This window comes from Bartonella heixiaziensis (genome assembly GCF_046245125.2).
GTDB lineage: Bacteria > Pseudomonadota > Alphaproteobacteria > Rhizobiales > Rhizobiaceae > Bartonella > Bartonella heixiaziensis.
In genome coordinates this window covers 528108-547028 of sequence record NZ_CP176404.1, presented here as the reverse complement: position 1 = coordinate 547028, position 18921 = coordinate 528108, and the positions used below count along the sequence as shown (strand labels likewise).

16 protein-coding genes and 1 pseudogene are annotated in these 18921 nt (G+C 39.4%); 3 read left to right on the top strand and 14 right to left on the bottom strand.

Annotation, left to right across the window (positions count from 1 at the left end):
* Positions 1-48: 48 nt before the first annotated feature.
* The 6 genes and pseudogenes from clpX to ACKC4Y_RS02345 all read right to left on the bottom strand — a co-directional run bounded on the left by clpX (position 49) and on the right by ACKC4Y_RS02345 (position 8105).
* Positions 49-1323: an ATP-dependent Clp protease ATP-binding subunit ClpX gene (gene clpX / locus ACKC4Y_RS02370; protein WP_409361807.1), complete on the bottom strand. Its 1275-nt coding sequence runs from the start codon at positions 1321-1323 to the stop codon at positions 49-51.
* 183 nt (positions 1324-1506) lie between these two features.
* Positions 1507-2139: an ATP-dependent Clp endopeptidase proteolytic subunit ClpP gene (clpP, locus tag ACKC4Y_RS02365; RefSeq protein WP_317993092.1), complete on the bottom strand. Its 633-nt coding sequence runs from the start codon at positions 2137-2139 to the stop codon at positions 1507-1509.
* A gap of 99 nt (positions 2140-2238) precedes the next feature.
* Positions 2239-3033, bottom strand: a pseudogene (locus tag ACKC4Y_RS02360) (hypothetical protein).
* A gap of 67 nt (positions 3034-3100) precedes the next feature.
* Positions 3101-4477, bottom strand: a complete 1377-nt coding sequence (gene trkA / locus ACKC4Y_RS02355) for a Trk system potassium transporter TrkA (protein WP_409361806.1) — start codon at positions 4475-4477, stop codon at positions 3101-3103.
* 3 nt (positions 4478-4480) lie between these two features.
* Positions 4481-5839 carry a nitrogen assimilation response regulator NtrX gene (gene ntrX, locus ACKC4Y_RS02350; protein WP_409361805.1) on the bottom strand — a complete coding sequence of 453 codons (1359 nt, stop codon included), beginning with the start codon at positions 5837-5839 and terminating at the stop codon, positions 4481-4483.
* A 1-nt stretch (position 5840) separates the two neighbouring features.
* Positions 5841-8105, bottom strand: a complete 2265-nt coding sequence (locus ACKC4Y_RS02345; protein WP_409361804.1) for a sensor histidine kinase NtrY-like — start codon at positions 8103-8105, stop codon at positions 5841-5843.
* A 168-nt stretch (positions 8106-8273) separates the two neighbouring features.
* On the opposite strand from ACKC4Y_RS02345, the gene rirA reads away from it, so the two are divergent.
* The 3 genes from rirA to ACKC4Y_RS02330 are packed head-to-tail and all read left to right on the top strand — an operon-like array spanning position 8274 to position 10443.
* On the top strand, positions 8274-8720 hold the full coding sequence (gene rirA / locus ACKC4Y_RS02340) for an iron-responsive transcriptional regulator RirA (RefSeq protein ID WP_409361803.1): 447 nt from the start codon (positions 8274-8276) through the stop codon (positions 8718-8720).
* A gap of 44 nt (positions 8721-8764) precedes the next feature.
* On the top strand, positions 8765-9958 hold the full coding sequence (locus ACKC4Y_RS02335) for a bifunctional 2-C-methyl-D-erythritol 4-phosphate cytidylyltransferase/2-C-methyl-D-erythritol 2,4-cyclodiphosphate synthase (RefSeq protein WP_409362130.1): 1194 nt from the start codon (positions 8765-8767) through the stop codon (positions 9956-9958).
* The gene (locus tag ACKC4Y_RS02330) at positions 9955-10443 is read left to right on the top strand and encodes a CinA family protein (RefSeq protein WP_409361802.1); all 489 of its coding nucleotides are present in this window, start codon (positions 9955-9957) and stop codon (positions 10441-10443) included. Before ACKC4Y_RS02335 ends, ACKC4Y_RS02330 begins: the two co-directional genes overlap by 4 nt.
* A gap of 92 nt (positions 10444-10535) precedes the next feature.
* Here ACKC4Y_RS02330 and ACKC4Y_RS02325 read toward each other — a convergent pair whose 3' ends face one another.
* From ACKC4Y_RS02325 to ACKC4Y_RS02290, 8 genes are all read right to left on the bottom strand, one after another.
* A complete protein-coding gene (locus ACKC4Y_RS02325) occupies positions 10536-10997 on the bottom strand; it encodes a type II toxin-antitoxin system RatA family toxin (RefSeq protein ID WP_409361801.1) in 462 nt (153 codons plus the stop codon).
* Between the two features lie 2 nt (positions 10998-10999).
* Positions 11000-11962: a lipoyl synthase gene (gene lipA / locus ACKC4Y_RS02320; protein WP_409361800.1), complete on the bottom strand. Its 963-nt coding sequence runs from the start codon at positions 11960-11962 to the stop codon at positions 11000-11002.
* A 76-nt stretch (positions 11963-12038) separates the two neighbouring features.
* Positions 12039-13499 carry a dihydrolipoyl dehydrogenase gene (gene lpdA / locus ACKC4Y_RS02315; protein ID WP_409362129.1) on the bottom strand — a complete coding sequence of 487 codons (1461 nt, stop codon included), beginning with the start codon at positions 13497-13499 and terminating at the stop codon, positions 12039-12041.
* Between the two features lie 229 nt (positions 13500-13728).
* Positions 13729-15063 (bottom strand): pyruvate dehydrogenase complex dihydrolipoamide acetyltransferase, encoded by a 1335-nt coding sequence (locus ACKC4Y_RS02310; RefSeq protein ID WP_409361799.1) that lies wholly within the window; start codon positions 15061-15063, stop codon positions 13729-13731.
* A gap of 14 nt (positions 15064-15077) precedes the next feature.
* On the bottom strand, positions 15078-16442 hold the full coding sequence (locus ACKC4Y_RS02305) for a pyruvate dehydrogenase complex E1 component subunit beta (protein WP_409361798.1): 1365 nt from the start codon (positions 16440-16442) through the stop codon (positions 15078-15080).
* 16 nt (positions 16443-16458) lie between these two features.
* Entirely contained in the window at positions 16459-17499 is a 1041-nt protein-coding gene (pdhA, locus tag ACKC4Y_RS02300) for a pyruvate dehydrogenase (acetyl-transferring) E1 component subunit alpha (RefSeq protein ID WP_409361797.1), read from the bottom strand.
* A 128-nt stretch (positions 17500-17627) separates the two neighbouring features.
* On the bottom strand, positions 17628-17957 hold the full coding sequence (locus ACKC4Y_RS02295; RefSeq protein WP_409361796.1) for an FtsB family cell division protein: 330 nt from the start codon (positions 17955-17957) through the stop codon (positions 17628-17630).
* 183 nt (positions 17958-18140) lie between these two features.
* A complete protein-coding gene (locus ACKC4Y_RS02290; protein WP_409362128.1) occupies positions 18141-18548 on the bottom strand; it encodes a TM2 domain-containing protein in 408 nt (135 codons plus the stop codon).
* Positions 18549-18921: the final 373 nt, after the last annotated feature.

Below are 18921 nucleotides of genomic sequence, written 5' to 3'. Positions count from 1 at the left end.
CATCCATCCTCAAATGGTGTTTATCACCACTTCTCATATCGCATAATATCATGCCGATACATTTTCTTTATCTTCTGCACGTTCTGAATAAATGTAAAGAGGACGTGCTTTCCCATCAACTACGTCACTCGAAATGACCACTTTTTGAACGCCTTCAAGAGCCGGAAGCTCAAACATAGTCTCAAGAAGGATTTTCTCCATAATAGAGCGTAAACCACGTGCACCAGTTTTACGCTCAATCGCTTTCTTAGCAATAACCCGCAAAGCATCTTCATGAAATGCTAACTCGACATTTTCCATCTCAAAAAGACGCTGATATTGCTTCACCAACGCATTTTTGGGTTGTGATAAAATTTGTACAAGTGCATTAACATCCAAATCCTCTAAGGTAGCGACAATAGGAAGACGACCTATAAACTCTGGTATCAAACCGAATTTTATAAGATCTTCTGGTTCTAAATCACGAAAAATCTCACCAACACAACGCTCATCAGGTGCTTTAACTGTAGCAGAAAAACCAATAGACGTTTTTTCACCACGTCCTGAAATAATCCGTTCCAAACCAGCAAAAGCTCCACCACAAATGAATAAAATATTTGTTGTATCAACCTGAAGAAACTCTTGTTGCGGATGCTTCCGCCCTCCCTGAGGAGGAACAGAAGCAATCGTTCCTTCCATAATTTTTAACAACGCCTGCTGAACACCTTCCCCTGAAACATCTCTTGTAATAGAAGGATTATCCGCTTTACGAGAAATCTTATCGACCTCATCAATATAAACAATGCCACGCTGTGCACGTTCAACATTATAGTCAGCAGCTTGCAGAAGTTTCAAAATGATATTTTCGACATCTTCACCCACATAGCCTGCTTCAGTTAAAGTGGTTGCATCTGCCATCGTAAAAGGCACATCAATAATACGCGCCAATGTTTGTGCTAAATACGTTTTACCACATCCCGTTGGACCAACAAGAAGAATATTCGATTTTGCTAACTCTATATCATTGCTTTTAGACTGATGCGCAAGTCGTTTATAATGATTATGGACTGCAACAGAAAGAACGCGCTTTGCATGCTGCTGACCAATAACGTAATCATCAAGAACTGTTATAATTTCCTGTGGAGTAGGAACACCATCGCGCGCCTTAATCCCAGAAGATTTATTTTCTTCACGAATAATATCCGTGCAAAGCTCTACGCATTCATCGCAGATGAATACAGTAGGGCCCGCGATGAGCTTACGCACTTCATGCTGACTTTTGCCGCAGAACGAGCAATAGAGAGTATTTTTTGATTCGCTCCCGCTATTGCCAATTTTGCTCATTTCATTTTCCTTTCACCACGATATATGAATACTTCGTCTTTTCAAAGGAAGCTTTTCATAACGACAACTAAAAGACATATACAAAACCATGCGTATCACAATATCTTTAAGTATTTTATTATTTTTTCGCGATTTTTTTATACAACTCTTTCTTTAGAGTAGTTCTCTTTTCTATAAAAATTCTTAATCTTTTTCTTCTTTTTCAGTTTCTGCGCGATATTGTATAACGTCATCAACTAAGCCAAATTGTTTAGCTTCTTGTGCGGTCATAAAATGATCACGATCAAGAGTCCTTTCAATAACCTCATAATCCTGACCTGTATGTTGAACATAAATTTCATTTAAACGCTGTTTCATCTTTATAATATCTTGCGCATGTCTTTCAATATCTGAAGCCTGACCTTGGAAACCACCAGATGGCTGATGCACCATAATACGTGCATTCGGCAAAGTAAAACGGTGTCCTTTCGCTCCAGCTGTTAAAAGTAACGACCCCATTGATGCAGCTTGTCCCATACAAAGTGTAGAAACGGGAGGGCGAATAAACTGCATAGTATCGTAAATTGCCATACCAGATGTTACAACACCACCTGGGGAATTTATATAAAGACTAATTTCTTTCTTAGGATTTTCCGCTTCCAAGAAGAGCAATTGCGCACAAACAAGCATCGCCATGCCATCTTCAACAGGACCATTAATGAAAATAATCCGTTCTTTTAAAAGACGAGAAAAAATATCATAAGCCCGTTCGCCACGATTAGTCTGTTCAATAACCATAGGAACAAGACTTAATGCTGTTTTCATTGGATTATTCATGTTTTTACTTCCGTTTATATAAGAATCGTTCTTCACGTATTTAACGCTTTTATCCGTAGGCTAACATCCTTCTCTTCGCAAGCCACTATCAACGGCTGTTTAAGCAAGATTAAAATTCCAATAGTTAAAATAGCAATAACAACTCTGCCTAAATAAACCATGAACATCAGGAATGCGCGACACTGCCCAATGGTAAAAGCTTCCCTTCTAGGGATTTTTGAGTGGTCTTCACCTTTCTGTGTATATGAAATCCTATCAAAAATGGATGTGCAAGCGATTAAACTCCAAAAGCTGTATCAAAAATACATTCAGTTTTTCATCCCGCCCAATAATAAAAAGTTTCCTTTTTCTTTGCTTCATGAAAAAAACGTACTGTTTAGCCAATCACGAAATACCATCATTGCCAAATATTGTAACTCAAATATTTCTTGGTAAAATTGGCATTTTTTTCTTCTTTAACCAAAACGGCTTCCAAACGCGACGTTTAACCCCAAGCCACTTAGGAAAAATTTCTGTGCCTGCCCAATAATCCTCAAACACCTTTATAATAGGGTTATCAGGTGGAAAATAAAGTGCAGAAACATCTACCCTTACAGCATTTTCTTTTGCAAACCAAACTTTATCTGCATCTGGATAAAACTGTTTAACCAGATAAACACCTGTATCTAGCCAAAAACTCTGTTGATATTTCATCAACATAACACGAAAAAAATCAGAAAATTGAACAATTGTGCATCTTAGATGACCATGGGAAAAATTTGGATGAAAGCGGTAAATTGCCAAACGTGGTAGAATTGATTCGGTTTTATATAATTCAACACCAACATGTAAGTTTTCTAATTTATCATAGCTGAAAAGCTTAACACGCTGCCCAGTTTTTACCATTTAAGACAAACACCGTCTATCAACTAGACTTAATTGTCCGCTATACTAAAAAGTGCAACTATCTATAAGCAATATATCAAAAATATTCTAAACTTACACGAAACAGTTGTTCAACATCACGAACACATTCAGCAAGAGCAAAAATCACTATCCGATCGCCAGACAAAATGCGCGTATCTGCTGAAAGCTGTATTATAGTTTTATTGCGATAAATTGCACCAATTCTCAAGCCATCTGATAAATTGAGTTCTGACAATGATTTCCCAACCAATGAAGACGTTTGCATCACTTCAGCCTCAATAATTTCTGCCTGACCATTAAAAACCGAATGAACAGCACGAATACGCCCACGACGCATTTGTTGCAAAATTCTTGATATCGTAACACTATGTGGATTAAGATATGCATCTACACCAACTGCGCGGCTAAACTCTTGGTAAGCAACATTGTTGATCAACACCATATTAGCTTTGCATCCCAATCTTTTAGCAATAATAGCACTTAAAAGATTGACTTGATCCTGATTGGTCAATGTAATTATTAAATCGGACTGATCAATTCCAGCTTCTTGAAGAATTACTGGATCTAATACATTCCCATATAGAACAGTCGTTTTTTCAAGTTGATCAGCAATTGTTAGAGCTCTTTCTCTCTGCGATTCTATAATCTTTAACCTTAATTTATGGAGACGATTTTCAATAGCTTGAGCAACATAAAGACCAATATGACCGCCTCCTGCAATAATCATACGGTGAGCATCTTGTTCTTTATGGCCAAAAAGTCCAACTGCACGGCGCATTTGATCACGGGCCACAACAAGATAGGTCACATCGCCAACACGTAACTGCGTCTCTGAGTGTGCTACCAATAATTCTGAACCACGTTTAATAGCTGTAACTGTCGTGCGAAGATCTGGAAAAAGCTCCGTTAACTGACGCAAAGGTGTATTAATAACCGGACAATCTTCCATACATTCCAAGGCTAATGCAACAATATCATCATTACAGAAATAAAGAACATCTATTGCTCCAGGTAAAGCAATACGACGCAACACCATTTCCCCAACTTCAACTTCTGGTGAAATAACCACATCAATAGGAATATTCTCTCGAGCAAAAAGCGTTTTATAGCGCGGTTCTAAATAAGATTGTGAGCGAATGCGTGCAATTTTTGTTGGAATATTAAACAATGAATGTGCCACCTGACATGCCACCATATTGACTTCATCAAATAAAGTCACTGCAATCAACATATCAGCTTTATCTGCATCAGCAGCCAAAAGCACCTCAGGCCGCGAACCATGACCAACAAAACCCCTAACATCTAACGTATCGCGAATTTTTTCAATCAATTTCGCTTCAATATCAACAACAGTGACATCGTGATTTTCAGCAGCAAGACGCTCTGCTATCCCATAACCAACCTGTCCCGCCCCGCAAATAATAATACGCATAATCTATGAAACTCCAAGTGCCTTAAGCTTACGGTGCAAAGCTGAACGTTCCATACCTATGAATTCAGCTGTACGGGATATGTTTCCACCCAAACGCCCAATTTGCGCCTCTAAATATCTCTTTTCAAACAATTCTCGTGCTTCACGCAATGGTAAATCCATTATACTCTCATCTGCATCCATTTGAAAACGCGGCAAAGAATCGCTCACTTCTTGAGGAAGAAATTCTGTTGTTATTGGACCATCACCATCGCGTACAAGAATGAGAAGACGCTCAATATTGTTGCGAAGCTGCCGCACATTGCCCGGCCAAGCATGCGCTTGCAAAATTGCTATCACATCATCACTAATTTCACGCGACTTAATACCAAGCTGCTGCGATATTGTTTTAACAAAATGACGTACAAGTTCCGGAATATCTTCACGACGTGCTGAAAGCGGTGGAACAGCAATGGGCACAACCGAAAGACGGTGAAAAAGATCTTCTCTAAAGCTCCCATCAGAGATGAGATTTTCAAGATTTTGCGCCGTTGAAGAAATGATACGAACATCTACCTTAACACGTTTTGTACCACCAACTCTCTCAAATGTCTGTCCAGTTAACACCCTAAGAATCTTGCCTTGAGTTTCACGTGGCATATCAGCAATTTCATCAAGATATAATATTCCACCATGGGCTTCCTCTAATGCACCGATCTTGCGCTCTCCTCCCTCCATTTCACTGCCAAACAACTCTATTTCCATTCTTTCTGGAGTGATCGTTGCCGCATTTATTGTAACAAATGGCCCATTCGAACGCGTAGAAAGCGCATGAATAGCACGTGCCACCCTTTCTTTTCCCGCACCTGACGGACCTGTAATCATGATGCGACTATTGGTCGGTGCTACTTTTTCTATGGTTTGACGCAAATGCTTCATAGCGGTTGATGTTCCGAGTAGTTCCAATGTCTCACTCGAGCGCTTTCGTAATTCTAAAAGTTCACGTTTTAAATTTGAAGTTTCAAGGGTCCGTTCCGCAATTAGTACAAGCCTATCAGCCTTAAACGGTTTTTCAATGAAATCGTATGCTCCTCGTTTGATAGCAGAAACAGCCGTCTCAATATTACCATGACCAGAGATCATAACCACTGGAAGAGCAGGATATCGCGTTTTAATTTCATCAAGCAGTGCTAAACCATCGAGACGACTTCCTTGCAACCAAATATCCAAAAAAATGAGCTTTGGAATACGTTCACCAATTTGTGTTAATGCTTCATCAGAGTTACATGCAACACGTGTTTCATAGCCTTCATCATCTAAAATACCGGCAATAAGCTCACGAATATCCGCTTCATCATCAACAATTAAGATATCTGATACCATCTTATTCCCCTATCTTATGATTTATAGCTTGTGTAATAGTATTCTGCTTAGCCCCATCCGCCGGAAATATCAAACGGATCATTGCTCCCCGACCTTCATAAAAACTCTTCGGCGCATCATGTAATTCCATGGTACCGCCATGATCTTCAATAACTTTGCGCACAATGGCTAGCCCGAGCCCTGTTCCTTTTTCCCGCGTTGTTATATAAGGTTCTAACAATTTTTGCCTTTGTTCTTTAGGAAGTCCTTTACCGTTATCAATAACATCCACAACTACACTCCCTTCTTGACGATAAGAACGTACAAGAATATGGCCATGAATGCTTTCCTCTCGCATAACTGAATCTATAGATTCGCTTGCGTTTTTGATAACATTACAAAAAGCTTGCACAATGAGACGATTATCAAATGCACCCAAAAGTGGTGCACTTCCTAAGTCTTGCTCAAAATGAATATCATGTCGTGTCACCTCTATCAAGAAACATGCTTCACGCAGCAATCCGCGTATATCTAAAACATTCATCTGCGGTTTTGGCATACGAGCAAAAGAAGAAAACTCATCAACCATACGCCCAATATCTCCAACCTGTCGAATAATCGTATCGATACACCGATCAAAAACCTCCCGATCCTGTGTAATAACGTTGTTGTAACGTTTGCGAATACGTTCAGCCGATAATTGAATAGGTGTAAGCGGATTTTTGATTTCATGGGCAATACGGCGTGCAATATCTGCCCACGCCGATGAACGTTGTGCTTCAACAAGGTCTGTAATATCATCAATTGTTAGAACCCAAGACTGCCCTTGTCCATCATCCTCTTCCATAGTAATTTGCACATTACAAACGCGCTCTTGTCCTGCAACACTTAAAGTTACCTGCTCACGATGATTCTTACGATCTAACGAACATGCAAACTGAAAAACCTGCCAAATTTCAGCACTTAACAATAAAAGACTGTGTCCAATAACTTCTTCAGAGCGAATATCAAACATCGTTTCAATAGACCGATTGATAATTGTAATATCGCCATTATCATCAATTCCAGCCACACCCGCTGTTACACCAGACAAAACGGCCTCAGAAAAACGCCGCCTCTCATCAATTTGATCGCGAACTGCAATCAACTCATTGCGCCGACTTTTCAGCTCACTAACCATATAATTAAAAGTTTTTGACAACTGTCCAATATCCCCATCACGCGCACGCACTGGCACAAAGACCTCCATATTCCCTGAAGCTACATCATCGGCAGCACTAATAAGAAGGCGAATAGGACGCACTAAGCGATCAGCAACAGCAATACCTGCCCAAATGGCCGATAAGAATAAACTAAAAAAAAGACACAGATAAAGCATACCAAATGCAATTTGTGTCAGCAGACGATTTTCATTTAAATCACGATAACGATCTGTATTAACTTCCGTCAAACGCAAAGCCGATAAAACATCTTTATCAACGTCACGTACTAGATACAAAAATGTATTTGGAATATTGGTAAATTTTAAAATAATGCCAAAATAGTCATGAACCCCCGGTTGAAAAGAAAAAGGCCTCGCACTAGTCGCACGCTCAATAAGATTAGAGGGTGGGATCGGCAGTTTATCCTCATCACCAAGATCACTTGATATAAAAATAGTTCCACTAGAACTTAATAAAAATGCACCGCGCAGATTGCGTCCTAGAGCATGACGCGTTAATTGCATCCTATATTCAGCTGGACTACGCTCTAAAAGCGTTTTGTTATCAAGTGCAAATGCCATAGCATAGGATAAATTTTTCAAGTTCTGAAGCATTTCATCCGCATAAGCATTTGCTAAATCGATAGAAGAGCCTACAATTTGACGTGTTGTCGTATCAAACCATCGATCAAGCCCTAAATTCAGTGCAGGCCCCGATACAAGAGCAACTGCAACAGCTGGCATCGTTGCAACAAGCGCGAATAACGAAATAAGGCGCACATGAAGACGGGAACCCGCACGCCTTGACCGCCACGCACGAATGATGGGAATCATCTCGTAAAAAACAATGATTATAAGTCCAAAAACCCAAACACTATTAATGCCTATAAGAATAAGAGTTACAGTTCTACTGGGAACAACAGGGGTTAAGCCAATAAGAATGATAAATGAAACAGACGCTGTTAATAAAGCCAAAACAATGATTGTAATACCTAAAAAGACATATACTTTATTTAAGCGATACAATTCATCGTTATAAGTATTTTGATCTATATCTTGGAGATTCGTAACAGATGTTGTATTCATGATTAGCTTACATTACCTTATCCCATGTTCCCATATAACCCTTTGTAACAAAACTTGACAATACCAATACCGAATTTAAAATATGAAAAATCTCGCAAATGAAGAAAGAACTTCTATATTTTTCAAAATATAAAGTGCACTAGGTTTTATTTTACATAAGGAGATAAGATGCGGTTAACAAAACAGACCAATTATGCCCTCCGGATGCTTATGTATTGTGCTGATAATCAGGAATCTCTAAGCCGTGTTCCAGAAATTGCCAAAGCATATGCCATTTCCGAGCTTTTTTTACTTAAAATCCTTCAACCACTTGTTGAAGCAGGTTTTATAAAAACAGTACGAGGACGAAATGGCGGTGTTAAACTGGCTAAACCTGCAACAGAAATTTCAGTAGCTGATGTTGTGAAAGTAACAGAAGATAACTTTTCCATGGCACAATGTTTTGATACTTCAGAACCTGACTGCCCACTAATAAGTTTTTGTGGTTTAAATACGGCACTTCAAAAAGCATTAAATGCTTTTTTTGATGTCTTATCAGTGACATCCCTTGCGGATCTACAACGACCATCCTTTCGAAATCGATTAAAGATTGATGACCATGAAACAACCAATTGAAATAATACGAAAGGAAACCGAGATCATATGAAAGGGAATTAAGCATTTCTATTGCAGCAATAATATTAGCCGCTGGACGCGGTGAAAGAGCAGGATCTCTACAAAAAATCCCAAAACAATACCGACTTTTAGGACAAGAGCCGGTTATTTGTCATACTGTGCGTTGTTTTTCGCAACATCCAGCCATCACAACAATTGTCCTTGTTATTCATCCAGAAGACCACCAAATCTGTGAGCAAGCTATCGTTGATTTTAAAGAGCAGCTTATCATTGTTGAAGGAGGGAATACACGTCAAATATCCACCTTACGTGGACTTCATGCACTTAAAAACTTTAAGCCCCAATATGTGCACATTCATGATGGTGCACGCCCCTTTATTGAAAATAACCTCTTTGAGAAAATCCATACCACTGTCAATCATCAAGAAGGCGTTCTTCCCGTTCTCGCCATTTCTGATACTCTTAAACGCGTCAATAGTACATATCATGTTTTAGAAACAATTCCACGCACGCATCTTTATAGTGCACAAACTCCACAGTGTTTTCCCTTTGAACGCATCTTAGATGCTCATGAAAAAGCAATGCAAACTTGCAAAAAAGAATTTACCGATGATTCCGCAATTGCCGAATGGTTTGGAATTCCTATGCGCACCGTTCCTGGGGATCCTAACAATATAAAAATTACATGGCACGAAGATTTTAATACTGCACATTTGTATCTCCAGAAAAAAATGCAAATGTTTCCTGATATCCGTACCGGCAATGGTTATGATATTCATTCTTTCGAAGAAGGAACTTCTCTTATTTTATGTGGTATAAAAATTCCTTTTCATAAAAAATTAAATGGACACTCCGATGCTGATGTTGCACTTCATGCGCTAACAGATGCCCTGCTCGCTACGCGAGGTGCTGGAGATATTGGCACACATTTCCCTCCCTCTGATCCACAATGGAAAAATGCATCATCAGAAATTTTTCTCCGTCATGCTCTTGATATTGTAAAACAAGCAGGAGGGCGTATTGCCAATGTTGATATCACACTGATCGCTGAAAACCCTAAAATTGGCCCCTATCGTCATCAAATGACAGAAAATCTTATAAATATACTTACAATTTCACCCGATCGAATCTCCATTAAAGCGACAACAAATGAAAAGCTTGGATTTATTGGTCGTGAAGAGGGCATTGCTGCTTTTGCAACAGCAAGCGTCCTTTATCCAGGAGGAATTTCCAAATGACATATTTTTGTGAAAAGCAAGCACATGAAGTTCTGGCAGCTTGTCGCCAAAAAGATTTGCTCTTAACAACTGTTGAATCTTGTACAGGGGGCCTCATTGCTGCAAATCTCACTAATATTGCAGGATCATCAGATGTACTCGATTGTGGATTCGTCGTTTATTCAAATGAAGCTAAAACGCGCCTTGTTGGCGTATGCGCTGAACTTATAAAAACCTATGGTGCCGTTTCAAAAGAAGTTGCTCTTGCAATGGCTGAGGGTGGATTAAAATATTCACGAGCTGGAATTGCTGTTTCTGTAACAGGAATTGCTGGTCCAGGAGGTGCAAGTCTTGATAAACCTGTAGGTCTTGTGCATTGCGCAGTTGCTTACAAAAATCATAAAACTCTGCACAAAGAAATGCACTTTAGAAATCTTGATCGTAAAGCTATCCGTTATGAAACCGTTGAAAATGCTTTGAAAATGATCCTAGAATGTCTCCAATGATATTCCTATATCGAGTTTCCAGATTGCATATCACCATAATTATAGTCCATGACATGGCATAAGGCGTCACGTAAGAAAATCAACTGAATAAATTACGTTATCGAGGAGCCATAAATCTGATCAGCACGCATTTCAAACGCATCGGTAAACTTACGAAAAGCAATATCAAACATTGAACCCATCACCAATCCAAGCATTTTGTTTTTAAATTCATAATCAATAAAAAACTCTACATTACATGTTTTGGTATGCTCAATGTGATGAAAAACCCAACGATTTTCAAGATATCTGAATGGACCATCAATATATTTAACCTCTATAAGATTTTTCTTCGGCTGAAGAGATACTTGGGTCGTGAAAGTTTCTCGGATAACTTTATAACCCACCGTCATGTCAGCAAGAAGCAATGTCTTTTCTTCGCATTGTTTCCGAGAACGTACGATCAAAGCCTCGCACATCGGTAAGAATTCAGGATAACGCTCAATATCTGAAACAAGATCAAACATTTCACGAGCACTATGGGCAATTAACCGATGTGTTGTAAAAGTCGGCATAACTATCTCTGTAAAGCAAATTTTTCATCCCGCGCTTTTTGCAAAATCGCAAAATCATCGCCTGCATGATGAGATGAACGCGTCAGAGGATTGGAAGCCATATGCAAAAACCCTTTCACTTTACCAATCTTGGCAAAAGACTCAAATTCCTCAGGAGGTACAAAACGAATAACCGGATGATGCTTTCGTGTAGGCTGCAAATATTGCCCTATTGTCATAAAGTCAACATCAGCAGAGCGTAAATCATCCATCAATTGAAGAATTTCATTTCGCTCCTCCCCAAGCCCAACCATAATACCTGATTTTGTAAAGATTGTTGGGTCAAGTTCTTTAACGCGTTGTAACAACCGAATTGAATGAAAATAGCGCGCTCCTGGACGAACCTTTAAATATTTAGAGGGAACTGTTTCCAAATTATGGTTAAAAACATCAGGCTTAGCAGCAACAACGATTTCTAACGCGCCATCCTTATGGCGAAAATCAGGTGTAAGAACTTCAATTGTTGTCTTGGGAGACTTTCGACGAATAGCATAAATAACTTTTGCAAAATGCTGTGCACCACCATCTGCAAGATCATCACGATCAACAGATGTAATCACAACATGTTTAAATTCCATCTGTGCAACAGCATCTGCTACACGTTCTGGCTCATTCTCATCCACTGCAAGTGGAATACCTGTTGCAACGTTGCAAAAAGCACAAGCCCGTGTACATATCTCACCTAAAATCATGAAGCTGGCGTGCTTCTGGCTCCAACATTCACCAACATTTGGGCACCCAGCTTCTTCACAGACAGTCACCAATTTATTGGCACGCACAATTCCATGCGTTTCTTTATATACCTGTGATGTTGGCGCTTTTACACGAATCCAATCTGGTTTTTTCTGAATACTTGTATCTGGACGATGCGCCTTCTCAGGATGACGCAGACGTCTATTCGTAACTCTATCAACAACCGTAACCATTTAAGCCTCTGCCTTTTTTATAATGGAACGCCGATGAAAAATCACAAAATACAAGATTTTTCATACAATCCAGCCATCAAGCATTTAGAACTTGACCATAAGCATCCAATACACTTTCTTTCATCATTTCCGACAATGTTGGATGTGGAAAGACGGTATGCATCAATTCTTCCTCAGTTGTTTCAAGATTCATAGCAATAACAAAACCTTGAATCAGTTCTGTTACTTCTGCTCCTACCATATGTGCACCAAGAAGCTGTCCTGTTTTTTTATCAAAAATCGTTTTCACTAATCCTTGATCTTCCCCTAAAGCAATTGCTTTACCATTAGCGGAAAAGGAATAACGACCAATACGTATATCATAGCCAGCTTCTTTCGCTGCTGCTTCTGAAAGCCCTACAGAGGCAACCTGTGGTGTACAATATGTACACCCTGGAATTTTTCTTTTATCAAGCGGATGAGCACTCTTCAAACCTGCAAGATGCTCAATACATATCACACCTTCTTCTTCTGCTTTATGTGCCAACATAGGAGGACCTGCTACATCACCAATAGCATAAATGCCTTCCACCCCCGTCCAACTCCATTCATCAGTTACGATGCATCCGCGATCGGTTTTTATACCTAATGCTTCCAATCCAAGATTTTCAATATTACCCTGAACCCCAACAGCTGAAATAAGCCGATTAGCTGTGATTGCTTCTGTCTTACCCTTCACATCAATATGCGCGGTGAGAGAATCAGAAGCTTTTTCAACCTTTGTTACTTTTGCTTGCGTGAGGATTCGTATACCTCTCTTCTCTAACTGCTTACGAGCAAATGTTGAAATTTCAACATCTTCAGCAGGCATAATATGAGGCATCATTTCAACAACAGTTACCGTCGCCCCCATATCATGATAAAAAGAGGCAAATTCAATACCAATTGCCCCTGATCCTATGACCAAAAGCGATTTCGGTATTGTGTGAGGAATCATAGCTTCAAAGTAAGTCCAAATAAGCTTTCCATCTGGCTCAATACCAGGAAGAACACGAGGACGTGCACCCGTTGCAATAATGACGTGCTTTGCTTGATAGCTCCCCTCTCCTAATGTTCCTTTGGGGATCGGATTTTGTGGTTGCATAATCGGTTTGGAAGATGAAGAAACCATAATTTCCGCAAGCTCACTCCCTTTTGCCTTCTTGGTAAGCTTAGCTTCACCCCAAATAATATCAATTTTGTTTTTTTTCATCAAAAAACCAACACCAGCATTTAAACGTGCTGAAACTCCACGTGAACGTGCCACAACATCTTTGATATTTGCTTCAATTGAACCGTTAAGCTTTAGACCATAATCTTTCGCATGTTCAGCAAAATGCTTCATTTCCGCTGAACGTAAGAGTGCCTTTGTGGGGATGCATCCCCAATTTAAGCAAATCCCACCTAAATGTTCACGTTCAACAATCGCAGTTTTGAAACCACATTGTGCCGCACGAATCGCGGTTATATATCCACCAGGACCCGATCCAATCACAATTACATCATAAAGATTCACCACAGTCATTCCTCCATGGATATACATAAAATGGATACGCATTCTTTAAGCTTAAAAACCAAAAAAACAATATGAAAGAATTTTCTTGTGTTTTTCATTCCAAGCTTCACATAAATGCCTTTACCAAATTAGAAAGTGCCATAATACCATCCTTCAAGCTCTTTAAATTCGGCTTTTGTCATATTGACATACCACACGCACAAATGACTCACATGAAGCACCTTTAAACAACTCAAATTAACATTGCTAATGGATTTTCAATCATCTTCTTAAAAGTACGTGCAAGCTCTGCTGCTAACGCACCATCAACAGCACGGTGATCAGCAGAAAGTGTGACCGACATCACTGTCGCAATCCCTAATGCACCATTTTTAACAACTGCACGCTGTTCACCTGCACCAATCGCAAAAATCGTCGCATGCGGTGGATTAAGAATAGCAGAAAAACTTTTCACACCATACATTCCCATATTTGATACAGCTGTTGTCCCCCCCTGATATTCTTCCATTTTTAACTTGCGTTCACGTGCACGCTTTGCAAAATCTTTCATTTCATTGGAGATCATTGACAAAGATTTTTCCTCTGCATGGCGAACAATTGGTGTAATTAATCCATTCGCAACAGAGACAGCAACACCAACATCACAGTGTTTGTGACGGAGTATTCCACCTTTAAGCCAAGATACATTGGCATCGGGAACAGCCTTTAAGGAAAGTGCTACAGCTTTAATAACCATATCATTAACGGAAATCTTATAAGTAGGCTTCGATCCTTCTTGCATCTTAACCATTGGAGCAGCAGCATTCAATTGTGTACGCAGCTCTAATAACGCATCGAGTTCACACTCCACTGTCACATAGAAATGTGGTACTGTTTGCTTTGATTCTACCAAACGTTTGGCGATTGTTTTACGCATATTATCATGGGGTGCAAATGTGTATTCATCCTCTTTGAAGAGTTTTAGTATCTGTTCGTCAGAAATACCTAGAGCTACAGGCTGTATATTTTGTGATGAATATGAATCTTCAAAAACACCGCCACTCATAACTTTTTCTACATCACGCTTGATAATACGCCCCTGTGGACCACTGCCTGAAACAAGTGATAAATCGATCCCCGCCTGAGCTGCTAACCGCCGCGCCAAAGGAGAAGCAAAAAGACGTATATTCCTTTTATCTTGCTGTATTGATTGTTGAACTGGCGATAAATGAGATACTTGCATCATTGTTGTGTCTGTCTGTTTGACACTCTGTAACTCTTTTTCTTTGATTGCAAAAGAGGAGGAACCTTCTTCTGCAACCTTTGCAGCTTCAGCTAAATCTTCACCTTCTTCTGCTAAAACAATGATTAAAGAATTCACTTTAACACCCTGCGTTCCAGCAGGAACAACGATTTTAGCAACTGTGCCTTCCTCAACGGCCTCAACTTCCATCGTCGCCTTATCCGTCTCAATTTCAGCGATAACATCACCGGAGGAAACCTTATCTCCTTCCTTGACATTCCATTTTGACAAATTTCCTTCTTCCATCGTAGGGGAAAGCGCAGGCATCGTAATCTTAATGGGCATAGTGCTTTCCTCCGTTATGCTCTATAAGTCACAGCCTTAACGGCTTCAACAATTTCAGCGATATTAGGCAAAGCCAATTTTTCAAGATTGGCAGCATAAGGCATGGGAACGTCCTTGCCGGCAATTGTAGCAATTGGTGCATCAAGATAATCAAAAGCTTGCTGCATAACACGTGTTGCTATTTCAGTGCCAACAGATGACTGAGGATATCCCTCTTCAATCGTTACCAAACGACCTGTTTTTTTAACTGAAGCAAGAATTGTCGCAAGATCCATTGGGCGAATAGTTCGCAAATCAATCAATTCAACATCAATCCCCAGTTTTTCAATTTCAGGTAACGCTTGAACCGCGTAATGCATTCCAATCCCATAGGCAACAATCGTAACATCTTGACCAGCCTTATGAAGGCGCGCCTTACCAATAGGCAAAATGAAATCATCTATTTGGGGAACGTCAAATTGATGGCCGTACAAAATTTCATTTTCAAGGAAAATAACAGGATTGTCATCACGAATAGCAGCCTTCAACAAACCTTTTGCATCTGCAGCGCTATAAGGCATAACAACTTTCAGACCTGGTATATGGCTGTACCATGCGGCATAGCACTGAGAATGCTGTGCACCAACACGCGCAGCTGCACCATTTGGACCACGAAAAACCATGGGCGCAGACATTTGTCCACCAGACATATAACGGGTTTTTGCTGCCGAATTGATAATCTGGTCAATCGCCTGCATGGCAAAATTAAATGTCATAAATTCAACAATGGGACGCAATCCTCCAAATGCCGCTCCAACAGCCAATCCCGCAAAACCGTGTTCTGTAATTGGGGTATCAATAACTCGGCGTTCCCCGAATTCTTCCAATAAACCTTGGCTAACTTTATAGGCACCTTGATATTGCGCGACCTCTTCCCCCATGAGAAAAACCATTTCATCACGCCGCATCTCTTCAGCCATAGCCTGATTAAGCGCTTCACGCACCGTCATCGTAACCATTTGCGTCCCTGCTGGAATATCAGAATCAGAGGTGATATCAAAAGTAGGAGGTTCGGGCATCACGGAAGAAAGAGAGGAAGCTTCTCCCCTAGACTTATTTAAAGTATCAGCAGTCTGTGAAATATCATCAGCACTTTCACCTTCTTCTAACAATACTGCAATAACAGTGTTCACCTTTACGCCTTCAGAACCTTCAAGCACAAAAATTTTACCAAGAGTACCTTCATCAACAGCCTCTACTTCCATCATTGCTTTATCAGTTTCAATTTCAGCAATTACATCACCAGAGCTAACTTTATCGCCTTCTTTCTTGAGCCATTTAGACAATTTACCTTCTTCCATCGTTGGTGAAAGCGCCGGCATCAAAATATCAATAGACATACTTGCTTCCCTCGCATCAAACTAAAACATCAGTATAGAGCTCAGAAGCATCTGGCTCTGGATCACTTTGCGCAAAATCTGCCGCATCAGCAACAATCGCACGCACCTCTTTATCAATAGACTTTAAATCGTCTTCGTTCGCAAAGCCTTGTTTAAGAATTCTATTTTTTACCTGATCAATCGGATCTTGATCTTCTTTTATTTTCTGGACTTCTTCCTTTGAACGATATTTTGCTGGATCAGACATGGAATGACCACGATAGCGATAGGTCTGCATATCAAGAATGATAGGCCCTTTACCAGAACGGGCCCAAGTAATTGCTTCATCAGCAGCTCCTTTTACTGCTCGAACATCCATACCGTCAACAACAATGCCTGGAACTTCAAAAGAAAGACCGCGACGGGAAAAATCAGTCTCTGCAGATGCACGTGCAACTGATGTTCCCATAGCATACTGATTATTTTCAATAATATAGACAACAGGAAGCTTCCAAAGTGAAGCCATATTAAAACTTTCGTAAACCTGCCCTTGATTTGCGGCACCATCACCAAAATAAACCAATGTCACATTATCTTTACCAAGGTACTGATTCGAAAATGCCAAACCTGAACCAATAGGAACCTGCGCACCAACAATACCATGTCCACCATAAAAATTCTTTTCTTTAGAGAACATATGCATCGAGCCACCCTTCCCTTTAGAAAAGCCACCTCGACGCCCCGTTAATTCAGCCATAACACCACGTGGACTCATCCCAACCGCCAACATGTGACCATGATCTCGGTAAGATGTTATCACCTGGTCACCTTCTTTTGCTGCCTTCAGTGTTCCAACAACAACGGCTTCTTGCCCAATATAAAGATGACAAAATCCACCAATAAGCCCCATACCATAAAGCTGCCCCGCTTTTTCTTCAAAACGACGAATTAAAAGCATCTCACGATAGGCATCGATCTCCTCTTCTTTGGTAAAAGTGACTATTTGTGCTCTCTTTGTGGTGTTTGATAATGCCGTATGCACCACCGACGCAGAATTTTTTTTAGATCGTTCTGCCATATTAAACTCCCTTTTATGATTGTTTAGGAATAACCTTTACGAACAAAAGTTACAAGCATTATCAATCAACTTGGATGATATCTGAGGGGATTGTGTTAAAATATTTTTTGAAATAAAGCGGTTTCTAATTAATTTTTAATATCATTTGAAGGAATTAAAATTGTCAATTCATTGGGTTTGGAAAAATTTAAATTCTTCCGAACGTACTCATCCAACATATCCTTCTCAATATACCCATTGCGCAAAAGAGAAATACGCTTTTCAATGAACATCCGTTCAGATTCTACCTTATGAAGCTCTTCTTCTAATTCGATAATATGTTGATTAACTTCACTACGTGAATACAATCCATACTCACCATGATAAATATGATAACTGAAATAGCTCAAAACTCCCACTGTCATAAGTGGGAGTACAAAGCGCATTTTGATCGATTTGCGTTTCTGCTTTGTCCACATAAAATAGCACAGTCTTTAATAGCCAATCTTTTTCACATTTAGCCCAACTATGCATAACTTTGATTAATACCTCATTACCAAAAGCCTACACAAAATCAATTTATTATTACATATTAATAATACCTTTAACATAACAAAATTATGCTATATTAGCTTCTGTTATATTATAACTTTTTGTATCTACTAATTTATAACTCTATTCCCATTTTTGTCAGTAAATTTTCCTGTTAAAATAAATATAAGATCAACAGTTCGCCAAATCAAAGACACAGCCAATCCAATAACTGATAAAGACAGAATAAGCATTAAAACACCAGTCCCAATTTTACCAACCATAAAGCGGTGGATTCCTAATACACCAAAAAACCAACAAACGATCGCTACTACCACTTGTGATTGTTCTGACTGTTGTTGCAGCAAAAGAGGGACAACAGATTTAATGGTATCCCCTTCACATACAAAATCAACGATATCACCTACCTTCGGTGGAGTTTTTCCTAACCAATCCCAACTCGAGAATTGATAGCGCTTACCATCATCACCCAAAACGAGATAAGCACTTTGATCCTGACCAATAATTCTACCTTTTATCTGTACCACCTATAATTGTTACTTACGTGTTATTTATAAAAATTTTTTTGCTGTCTTGATAATATGTTGATAAGCTCCACCGTATGAATACAAGCTGTACTCATCAGAATAAATATGATAATTAAAAAGCTTGAAATTCCCCAATAATTTAAAATTTCCCACCGCTATAAACGGTCATACAAGCGCGCTAACCGATTCGCACTACTGCTTTATTCATAAAATATGCACAGCCTTTTTATACTCTTAATCAACTGTGCATGATTTCTTCAATATCTTAACAAAAATACACGCCAAAATAATTTATTATTTTCACTTAATACATTTACTGTAAAAAAGTAAACGATCTTATTTACTCTTTATATTTTATTTGTAA

Excerpts from the sequence above, each read along its gene's own strand:
- clpX (WP_409361807.1), bottom strand. The coding sequence starts at position 1,323 with ATGAGCAAAATTGGCAATAGCGGGAGCGAATCAAAAAATACTCTCTAT.
- clpP (WP_317993092.1), bottom strand. The coding sequence starts at position 2,139 with ATGAATAATCCAATGAAAACAGCATTAAGTCTTGTTCCTATGGTTATT.
- trkA (WP_409361806.1), bottom strand. The coding sequence starts at position 4,477 with ATGCGTATTATTATTTGCGGGGCGGGACAGGTTGGTTATGGGATAGCA.
- ntrX (WP_409361805.1), bottom strand. The coding sequence starts at position 5,839 with ATGGTATCAGATATCTTAATTGTTGATGATGAAGCGGATATTCGTGAG.
- ACKC4Y_RS02345 (WP_409361804.1), bottom strand. The coding sequence starts at position 8,105 with ATGAATACAACATCTGTTACGAATCTCCAAGATATAGATCAAAATACT.
- rirA (WP_409361803.1), top strand. The coding sequence starts at position 8,274 with ATGCGGTTAACAAAACAGACCAATTATGCCCTCCGGATGCTTATGTAT.
- ACKC4Y_RS02330 (WP_409361802.1), top strand. The coding sequence starts at position 9,955 with ATGACATATTTTTGTGAAAAGCAAGCACATGAAGTTCTGGCAGCTTGT.
- ACKC4Y_RS02325 (WP_409361801.1), bottom strand. The coding sequence starts at position 10,997 with ATGCCGACTTTTACAACACATCGGTTAATTGCCCATAGTGCTCGTGAA.
- lipA (WP_409361800.1), bottom strand. The coding sequence starts at position 11,962 with ATGGTTACGGTTGTTGATAGAGTTACGAATAGACGTCTGCGTCATCCT.
- ACKC4Y_RS02310 (WP_409361799.1), bottom strand. The coding sequence starts at position 15,063 with ATGCCCATTAAGATTACGATGCCTGCGCTTTCCCCTACGATGGAAGAA.
- ACKC4Y_RS02305 (WP_409361798.1), bottom strand. The coding sequence starts at position 16,442 with ATGTCTATTGATATTTTGATGCCGGCGCTTTCACCAACGATGGAAGAA.
- pdhA (WP_409361797.1), bottom strand. The coding sequence starts at position 17,499 with ATGGCAGAACGATCTAAAAAAAATTCTGCGTCGGTGGTGCATACGGCA.
- ACKC4Y_RS02295 (WP_409361796.1), bottom strand. The coding sequence starts at position 17,957 with ATGTGGACAAAGCAGAAACGCAAATCGATCAAAATGCGCTTTGTACTC.